Origin of the sequence: Actinomadura sp. KC345, assembly GCF_004348515.1 — a bacterium.
In the GTDB taxonomy this organism is placed as follows: Bacteria; Actinomycetota; Actinomycetes; order Streptosporangiales; family Streptosporangiaceae; genus Spirillospora.
In genome coordinates this window covers 1-7741 of the sequence record NZ_SMKH01000339.1, presented here as the reverse complement: position 1 = coordinate 7741, position 7741 = coordinate 1, and the positions used below count along the sequence as shown (strand labels likewise).

The following is a 7741-nucleotide window of genomic DNA, read 5'->3' as shown; positions in this document are numbered from 1 at the left end:
CCCTCCACCAGGACTGGCCATCGTGGCGCAGGACGGCCCCCCACAGCGCCCGCTGGACGAGCAGCGTGAGCGTACCCGCGACGATCAATCCGGCCAGGTTGACGGCGAGCTGCAGCAGCGACCCGGTGATCTCGCTGCCGTGCCTGAGCGCCATCGCGACCGCGAGGTTGCCGGCCGCGGGCACGGTGGTGACGGAGATGAACACCCCGACCAGCGCCGACGACTTGCCGGCGGTGAGCGACAGCACCCCGGCGGCCCCGCGAGCAGCGCCACGATGAACGACCAGCGGTCCGGGCTGTAGATGAACGCGGTGAGCGGACGCTGGTCGGGCAGCCGGTCCAGCTCGATCACCCCCGTCCACCGGCCGACGAGCGCGCACACGTAAGTGACCGCGATCGCGACGGCGAACCCGACCGCCAGCGCGCGCACCGCCGCGGTGACGTGCCGGACCCGCGGCCGGACGACGCCGTAGCAGATCGCCGCGATGGCGCCGAAGTCCGGCCCGAGCACCATCGCGCCGACCACCAGGACCGGCGAGTCGATCAGCACCGCGATCCCGCGGCGGGAGCGCGTGGCCACGACACCGGCACATACGGTTTGATCAGTTGTCGTTACTTATACCGATAAGCAGGGCGGCGAGGGCATGATGCGGACGGCTGTGGCGGGCCTCGTGCTCGCCGTCCCGCTGGCGGCGGGCTGCGAGGCGAGCGTGGGCCTCTCCGAGAGCGGCGACGGGACGAAGCCCGCGTCCGGCGAGGAGGCGAGGGCCCGCGCGGACCTGTCCGGGCTGCGCGTCGCGTCCGAGGGCGACGGCGACGGCTACGAGCGGGAGAAGTTCGGGACACGCTGGAAGGACATCGACCGCAACGGCTGCGACCAGCGCAACGACGTCCTCGCCCGGGACCTGGAGGACGTCGGCAAGGACGGAGGCTGCATCGTCATGACCGGCCGCCTCCGCGACCCCTACAGCGGCAAGGAGATCACCTTCGCCAAGAGGGACGCCGCCGAGGTGCAGATCGACCACCTCTACCCGCTCGCGCTCGCCTGGCGGATGGGCGCCTCACGCTGGAGCGAGGACCGGCGGGAGAGGTTCGCCAACGACCACGGCAACCTCCTCGCCGTGTGGGGCGTGCCCAACCAGCAGAAGAGCGACTCCGGTCCGGGCGAGTGGAAGCCGCGGAAGGGCTTCCAGTGCACCTACGCGGTCAAGTACATCGCCGTCGCCAAGAAGTACTCGCTGCCGATCACCCGCGCCGACCACACCGCCCTCGAAGACTTCCTTGAGCGCTGTTAACAGCGACACCAGCCACCGTCCCAGCCACGCAACGACCAAAACCACTGCGATCGCGTCCGAAGGCAGGTTACGAGCGAAGCGAGAAACCTGATCGCGAAGCGAGCCGCCAAGGCGAGTTCGAAGCGATGCAGCGATCGCACGCAGTGCCCGCCGAAGGAAGGCCCTCCAGGGCCTGACGCCAAGGGCACTGCGATTCAGCGCAGCGTGGTGCGGACGACGGTGGCGAGGTGGTCGGCGACGGACTGCGCCTGGCTCTCCGAGGCCGCCTCGACCATGACGCGCACCATGGGCTCGGTGCCGCTGGGACGGATCAGGACCCGGCCCGTCTCGCCGAGGTCGGTCTCGGCGGCGGCGACGGCGGCGGCCAGCTCCGGTGAGGTCTTCGCGCGGGTCTTGTCGACGTCCTTGACGTTGACGAGCACCTGCGGCAGGCGGGTCATCACCTTCGCCAGCTCGTCCAGCGGGCGGCCCCGGCGGACCATCGCGGCCAGCAGGTGCAGTCCGGTCAGCACGCCGTCGCCCGTCGTCGCGTGATCCAGCATGATCACGTGGCCGGACTGCTCGCCGCCGAAGCCGAAGCCGCCGTCCCTCATCGCCTCCAGGACGTACCGGTCGCCGACCGCGGTCTCGACCACGGTGATCCCGGCCTCCCGCATGGCGAGCTTGAACCCGAGGTTCGACATCACGGTCGCGACCACGGTGTCGGCGGCCAGGGCGCCCGTCTCCCGCAGCTCCAGCGCCAGCACCGCCATGATCTGGTCGCCGTCCACGACCTCGCCGGACGCGGTGACGGCCAGGCAGCGGTCGGCGTCGCCGTCGTTGGCGATGCCCGCGTCCGCGCCGTGCTCGGCGACCGCTCTGCGCAGCGCCTCCAGGTCCGTGGAGCCGCAGCCGGAGTTGATGTTCAGGCCGTCCGGCGCCGTCCCGATCGTGAACACCTCGGCGCCGGCGCGGCGCAGCGCCTCCGGCGCCACATCGGAGGACGCGCCGTTCGCGCAGTCGACCACGACGCGCAGGCCGTCCAGCGACACCGGGACCGTCGACAGCAGGTGCGCCACGTACTGCTCGACCGCGCCGTGCGCCTCCCGGACCCGGCCGACCGCGGCGCCCGTCGGCGGTTCCCACGCCTCGCCGAGCCGCGCCTCGATGCGGTCCTCCAGCTCGTCCGGCAGCTTGTGGCCGCTGCGGTCGAAGAACTTGATGCCGTTGTCGGGGGCCGCGTTGTGCGACGCCGACAGCATCACGCCGATGTCGGCGTGCAGCTGGTGCGTCAGGTAGGCGACGGCGGGCGTCGGCAGGATGCCGAGGCGCAGCACGTCCACCCCGGAACTGGCGAGGCCCGCGACGACCGCCGCCTCAAGGAACTCGCCCGAGGCCCGCGGGTCGCGGCCGACCACCGCGAGCGGCCGGTGGCCTTTGAAGGCGCCCTGCTCGCCCAGCACCCGCGCCGCGGCGACGGACAGGTCCATGACGAGCGGTGCGGTCAGATCGCGGTTGGCGAGCCCTCGCACGCCGTCGGTCCCGAACAGACGAGCCACAGTTCAACTCCCGATATGGCGAAAGGCCGCGCCGGAGCAGGCGGGGAGCAGGCCCTACCGGCGCCGCGCGGCCAGATCCGGTGGGCACCGAGTCTGCCATCCCGCGCGGAGCGCACGCGCCGCACCGGCGGGGCCGGTCCCGGACGGCGACGGGAGACCCGGGCCCTGGAAAGCGGACGAGCCGCCGCACCCGTCGCTCCGGCCACGCGGGCCGGGTGCGAGAAACTCCACGGGGTGCGACGGCTCGTACCGTCGATCAACGCTTGCTGTACTGGGGAGCCTTGCGGGCCTTCTTGAGCCCGGCCTTCTTGCGCTCCGGCACCCGCGCGTCACGGGTGAGGAAGCCGGCCTTCTTCAGCGCCGGGCGGTGCTCGATGTTCGCGAATTGCAGCGCGCGGGAGATGCCGAGGCGCAGCGCGCCCGCCTGGCCGGTGGTGCCGCCGCCGTTGACGCGGGCGAGCACGTCGAACTGGCCCTCCAGGCCCAGCAGCACGAACGGCTCGTTCACGATCTGCTGGTGGACCTTGTTCGGGAAGTACTGGTCCAGGGTGCGGCCGTTGATCTTCCACTGGCCGGTGCCGGGGACGATGCGGACCCGCGCGATGGCCTGCTTGCGGCGGCCGGTGCCGGCCGCGGGGCCGGTGGCGACGGGCTGGCCGAGGTAGCTCTCGCCCGCGGCCTCGGGGGACTCGGTGCTGTACTCGGACGGGGCGTCCTCGTACGAGTCGAGCTGCTCGGTGCCCGGCTCGACGGTCGGCTCTGTGGTCTCGTCCACGGTTCTCCTCGGGTGTTCTAGCCAGGGCGGCGGGCCCGTCCAACGGGTGCCCCGGCGGCCTCGTGTTCCAGGGAGCGCACGATGAGCTCGTGCGCGGGGGTCACTTGACGATCTGGCTGACCTGGGTGATCTCGAACGGCACCGGCTTCTGCGCCTGGTGCGGGTGGTCCGGCCCGGAGTAGACCTTCACCTTGCCGAACATCTTCCGGCCGAGGGAGTTCTTGGGCAGCATGCCCTTGATCGCCTTCTCGACGGCCCGCTCGGGGTGCTTGGCGAGCAGCTCGGCGTAGGTCACCGAGCGCAGACCGCCCGGGTAGCCCGAGTGCCGGTAGGCCTTCTTGCGCTCGGCCTTGTTGCCCGACATCGCCACCTTGTCGGCGTTCACGATGACGACGAAGTCACCGGTGTCCAGGTGCGGGGCGTAGATCGGCTTGTGCTTACCCCGAAGCAGCTGCGCGACCTGACTGGCGAGACGGCCCAGCACGACATCGGTCGCGTCGATGACGTACCACTGACGCTCGACGTCAGCGGGCTTAGGGGTGTACGTGCGCACGGTCGTCAGCCTTCGTTTCTCGTCGACTTCTCAGCGGTTTCGATGCCGCCCGCCCTCACGGGCGCGCGGTCCTTTACTCAGCGGAATCCTGCTCGCGCCGATCAGAAACCACGTCCGACCTGGCGCTCCGGGAGGCCGGGGCCCGAACCGGGATTCGCGCCGACAGCGCGAGCAATCCGGGGCACACCGACACGTAGTCGTATCGCCGGGACGCCCGCACCGGGCAGGCGTCGACGCACACAACAAACACGCAGGATACTCGGCTTCGCACCCGGGGGTCAAAACAGGCCGCGCGCGGCGGCTCCGGCCGCTTTTCGGCGCAGCCCACCGGCGGGTCAGGGAACGGTCAGCGGCCTAGTGATCACCGCGTGTAGCGGTCTTGCTCTTTTTCGGGCGATCTTCGTAACCGCGTGTACATAACGGGATATGGTGCCCGGCGACCGGTCCACGCCGGCCCTGCCGGCCCGCACACGGGAGCCCCCGCTGTCTACTCCCCGCAGACCAGGCGAACCCGCCGGACGCCCTCGGCCCGGATACACCGGGCGGGACGGCGCCCCAGCACGTGACGCCGCCGCGCGCGGCGCCTCCCCCTCCCGCGACCCCCTCGTCACCGGTGCCGGTCCACGGCGCGCCGGGCACCGCTCGGGACCTCCGGACGACGGCCGGAGGCAACACCCGGGCGGCAGGCCGCCGGGCAAGGGGCGCAAGCGCTCGCGGGCGAAGAGCGTCACCGGAATCGTCGTCGCCATCACCGCGTCCGGCCTCGCGGTCAGCGCCGGCGTCGCGATCGACCGTCTCGTCCTGCCCGAGATGCGGTCGGAGAAGACGTCCGCGTCCGGACCCGGCGCGAGCCCGTCCACCGTGATCCCGCCCGGCCCGCAGAGCGAGTCGCCGGCGGTGACGGGCAACGGAACCGGCGGCGGGCAGCCGTCCTCCGGCGCCGGCCCCACGCCGACCTCGGCGGAGCGGACGCCGCCGCTGAAGTCGGTGCGCGACCCGGAGAACCCGGCCCCGGCGCCGTCCAGGTCCGGCGAGCCCCCGACCTCGAAGCGGCCGTCCGGCGGCGGATCCACCACCGGCGGCGGCTCGGGCGGTTCCGGCGGCTCGGGCGCGTCCACGGCGGGCCAGTCCGGTCCCGAGGCCGCCGCGGTGTCGCTCACCAACGCCGAGCGCGCCAAGGCCGGCTGCCCGGCACTGCGCGTCGACCAGCGGCTCGTCACCGCGGCCCGGAAGCACTCCGCCGACATGGCGGCCAACGACTACTTCTCCCACACGTCGCAGAACGGCGACAGCCCGTGGAAGCGGATGGAGGACGCCGGCTACCCGAGCCCCGGCGCCGAGAACATCGCCAAGGGCCACCCAACCGCGGCCGCCGTCGTGAAGGGGTGGATGGACAGCCCGGGACACCGGGCCAACATCCTCAACTGTGATCTGCGCGCCATCGGCGTCGGCCGCGCCTCAGGCCCCGGCGGACCCCTGTGGACGCAGAACTTCGGCTGGAAATGACCTGCCCCGCTCCCGGATGTGACCTTCGGCAAATCACCGGCGTCCGGTTCGCCCCCATGTCATGGTGGGTGTTCCGAAGGTCCAGAACCTTGAACGAGGAACGGTAAGGTCCCATCCATGTATCCGGGCGATCAAGGCAACTCCGGCGGCGAGCCATCCCGGCAGCCGCCGCACACGCCGTACGGACCCGGAGCCGAAGTGCCGCCGTACGGCCGTGACAACGACGAAGCCCCCTTCGCGCCGCGCGCCGAAGGGCCCGGCGCCGGGCCGTTCGGCGGAAGGCCGTCCGGCGGCGAGCCCTTCGGCGGTGAGCCTTTCGGTGGCGGATCCTTCGGCGGCGAGCCGTTCGGCGGGCCCGCGGACCAGACCGCCGCCGCGGGCGGCGGCGCCTGGGGCGACGAGCCCGTCGCCGGGAACGCGCACGGCGCGTTTCCCGCCGGCCCCCCCGGGCCCCCCGGCGGGTTCGGGGATCACTACGGCCCCGGCGAGGGCGGGCCGCCCATGCCGTCCGACGCGCCGCCCCGGCCCGAGAAGCGCCGCAACCTGCCGCTGATCATCGGTGCCGCGGCGGTCGCCGGCCTCGTCCTCATCGGCGGCGGCATCGGCCTCTCGTCGGTGCTGAAGGGCGACTCGGAGGAGGAGGCGAAGCCGTCCCGGGCCGCGGCCACACCGACGCCGACCCCGACCCCGACGAAGCCCGTCCTGACACCGGTGAAGCTCAAGACCCGCGCCACCGACCCCAAGCCGCTGACGCTCAAGGAGGTCTTCGGCAACGGGAAGTTCAACGCACGCGGCCACAAGTACGTGCGGACGGCCGTGAACCACAAGCGGAGCTGCACCGCCGCCGTCGGCGGCAAGGAACTGGAGAAGTACCTCAAGGCGGGCGACTGCACGCAGGCTCTGCGCGCCACCTACGCGCTGACCGGAGGCCGGCTCAAGGGCCAGCTCATCGGCAGTGTCGGCGTGTTCAACCTCAAGTCCGAGGCCGCGGCCAAGCTGGCCGTGAAGGCGGCCGCCGACGACGACGCCTTCCTGCAGGCGCTGCCGGGCAAGAAGGGCATCTCCAAGACCAACGGCAGGGGCGAGGCGCTGGGGACCTCCCAGGCCCGCGGCCACTACCTGCTCATGACGTGGGTGCAGCGTCCGGACGGCAAGAGAATCACCAAGAAGTATCATTCGGCCGTCCGCGTCTTCGGTGCCGAGATGGTGAAGGGCAGCAACCTGGCGGTGGCCCTGCACTACAGGGAAACCGAAGGCAAACCCCTCCAGAAGTGACCGGTTTGAATACCCTCTCTGCCTATGTCTGGACCTAGAGACACCCGGGAGTCCGCCGAGTCGGCGGGGGCGTCCGCCGTCCCCGCCGACTCGGCGCCGCCCAGCTTCGGCGGCGCGGTCCCTCCGGCCGACGACCCGCCGCCGGCGGACGAGGCCGCCCCCGCCGGCGAGGCGGGGGCCGCGGCGCCCCGGCTGCCCGCGTTCGGGCTGCAGGCTCCCTGGTGGGCCGCCGAGTCCACGGAGACGGCGCCGCCCCCCGAAGAGACGTTCCCGGCGGAACCGTCCGACGAAGACCCGGCCCCCGAAGCCGCACCGGCCGCCGCCGAGACCACGGGCATCCAGGTCGGGACGCTCGTCGCCGGTGTCGGAGTCCCCAACGTCGACTCCCGCCGGGCCGTCCCCGCCGAACCCATCGTCAAGCGGGCGACGGCGTCCGGCGACACCGACCCCGACGGCTTCCCGGCCGTTCCCCCCGAGGACGGCCCGCCGGAGGGCGCCGACACCCCGGAGGTCGCGGAGACCCCGGCCCCCGACCAGACGGAAACCGAGACCGCAGCGGACGACACCGCCGTGGAGAGCACGGCGGACGACCGTCCCGCCGAAGACGCCCCGGCCGCCCCGGGAGAGGCCGCGTACGCGTCGCAGGCCGCGGCCTTCGAGCGGGCCAAGGAGGCCGAGAACGCCTCCACCGCCAACCTCGGGCAGGTGCTCGAACCGGACGCGATCCTGCCGGTCGGCGTCACGCCGCCCACCGGCAGCGGCCCGTTCCCCCACGCCGCCGCGGCCGCGGGGATCGGAGA

6 protein-coding genes and 2 pseudogenes are annotated in these 7741 nt (G+C 72.7%); 4 read left to right on the top strand and 4 right to left on the bottom strand.

Annotation, left to right across the window (positions count from 1 at the left end; genetic code table 11):
• Nucleotides 1–513: pseudogene (locus tag E1281_RS34455) on the bottom strand (DUF389 domain-containing protein); the annotation flags it as partial.
• A gap of 130 nt (nucleotides 514–643) precedes the next feature.
• Between E1281_RS34455 and E1281_RS34450 the strand changes: the two are divergent.
• A complete protein-coding gene (locus E1281_RS34450) occupies nucleotides 644–1294 on the top strand; it encodes an HNH endonuclease family protein (RefSeq protein ID WP_131883902.1) in 651 nt (216 codons plus the stop codon).
• Nucleotides 1295–1488: 194 nt separating this feature from the next.
• On the opposite strand, the gene glmM is transcribed toward E1281_RS34450, so the two are convergent.
• From glmM to rplM, 3 genes are all read right to left on the bottom strand, one after another.
• Nucleotides 1489–2832 (bottom strand): phosphoglucosamine mutase, encoded by a 1344-nt coding sequence (glmM, locus tag E1281_RS34445; RefSeq protein WP_131883901.1) that lies wholly within the window; start codon nucleotides 2830–2832, stop codon nucleotides 1489–1491.
• Nucleotides 2833–3088: 256 nt separating this feature from the next.
• Nucleotides 3089–3607, bottom strand: coding sequence for a 30S ribosomal protein S9 (gene rpsI / locus E1281_RS34440; protein WP_131883900.1), 519 nt, complete (start codon nucleotides 3605–3607; stop codon nucleotides 3089–3091).
• A 100-nt stretch (nucleotides 3608–3707) separates the two neighbouring features.
• A complete protein-coding gene (rplM, locus tag E1281_RS34435) occupies nucleotides 3708–4160 on the bottom strand; it encodes a 50S ribosomal protein L13 (protein ID WP_131883899.1) in 453 nt (150 codons plus the stop codon).
• Between the two features lie 426 nt (nucleotides 4161–4586).
• On the opposite strand from rplM, the gene E1281_RS34430 reads away from it, so the two are divergent.
• From E1281_RS34430 to E1281_RS34420, 3 genes and pseudogenes are all read left to right on the top strand, one after another.
• Nucleotides 4587–5666, top strand: a complete 1080-nt coding sequence (locus E1281_RS34430) for a CAP domain-containing protein (protein ID WP_131883898.1) — start codon at nucleotides 4587–4589, stop codon at nucleotides 5664–5666.
• Nucleotides 5667–5783: 117 nt separating this feature from the next.
• Nucleotides 5784–6941, top strand: coding sequence for a hypothetical protein (locus E1281_RS34425; protein ID WP_131883897.1), 1158 nt, complete (start codon nucleotides 5784–5786; stop codon nucleotides 6939–6941).
• Nucleotides 6942–6965: 24 nt separating this feature from the next.
• Nucleotides 6966–7741: pseudogene (locus E1281_RS34420) on the top strand (hypothetical protein); the annotation flags it as partial.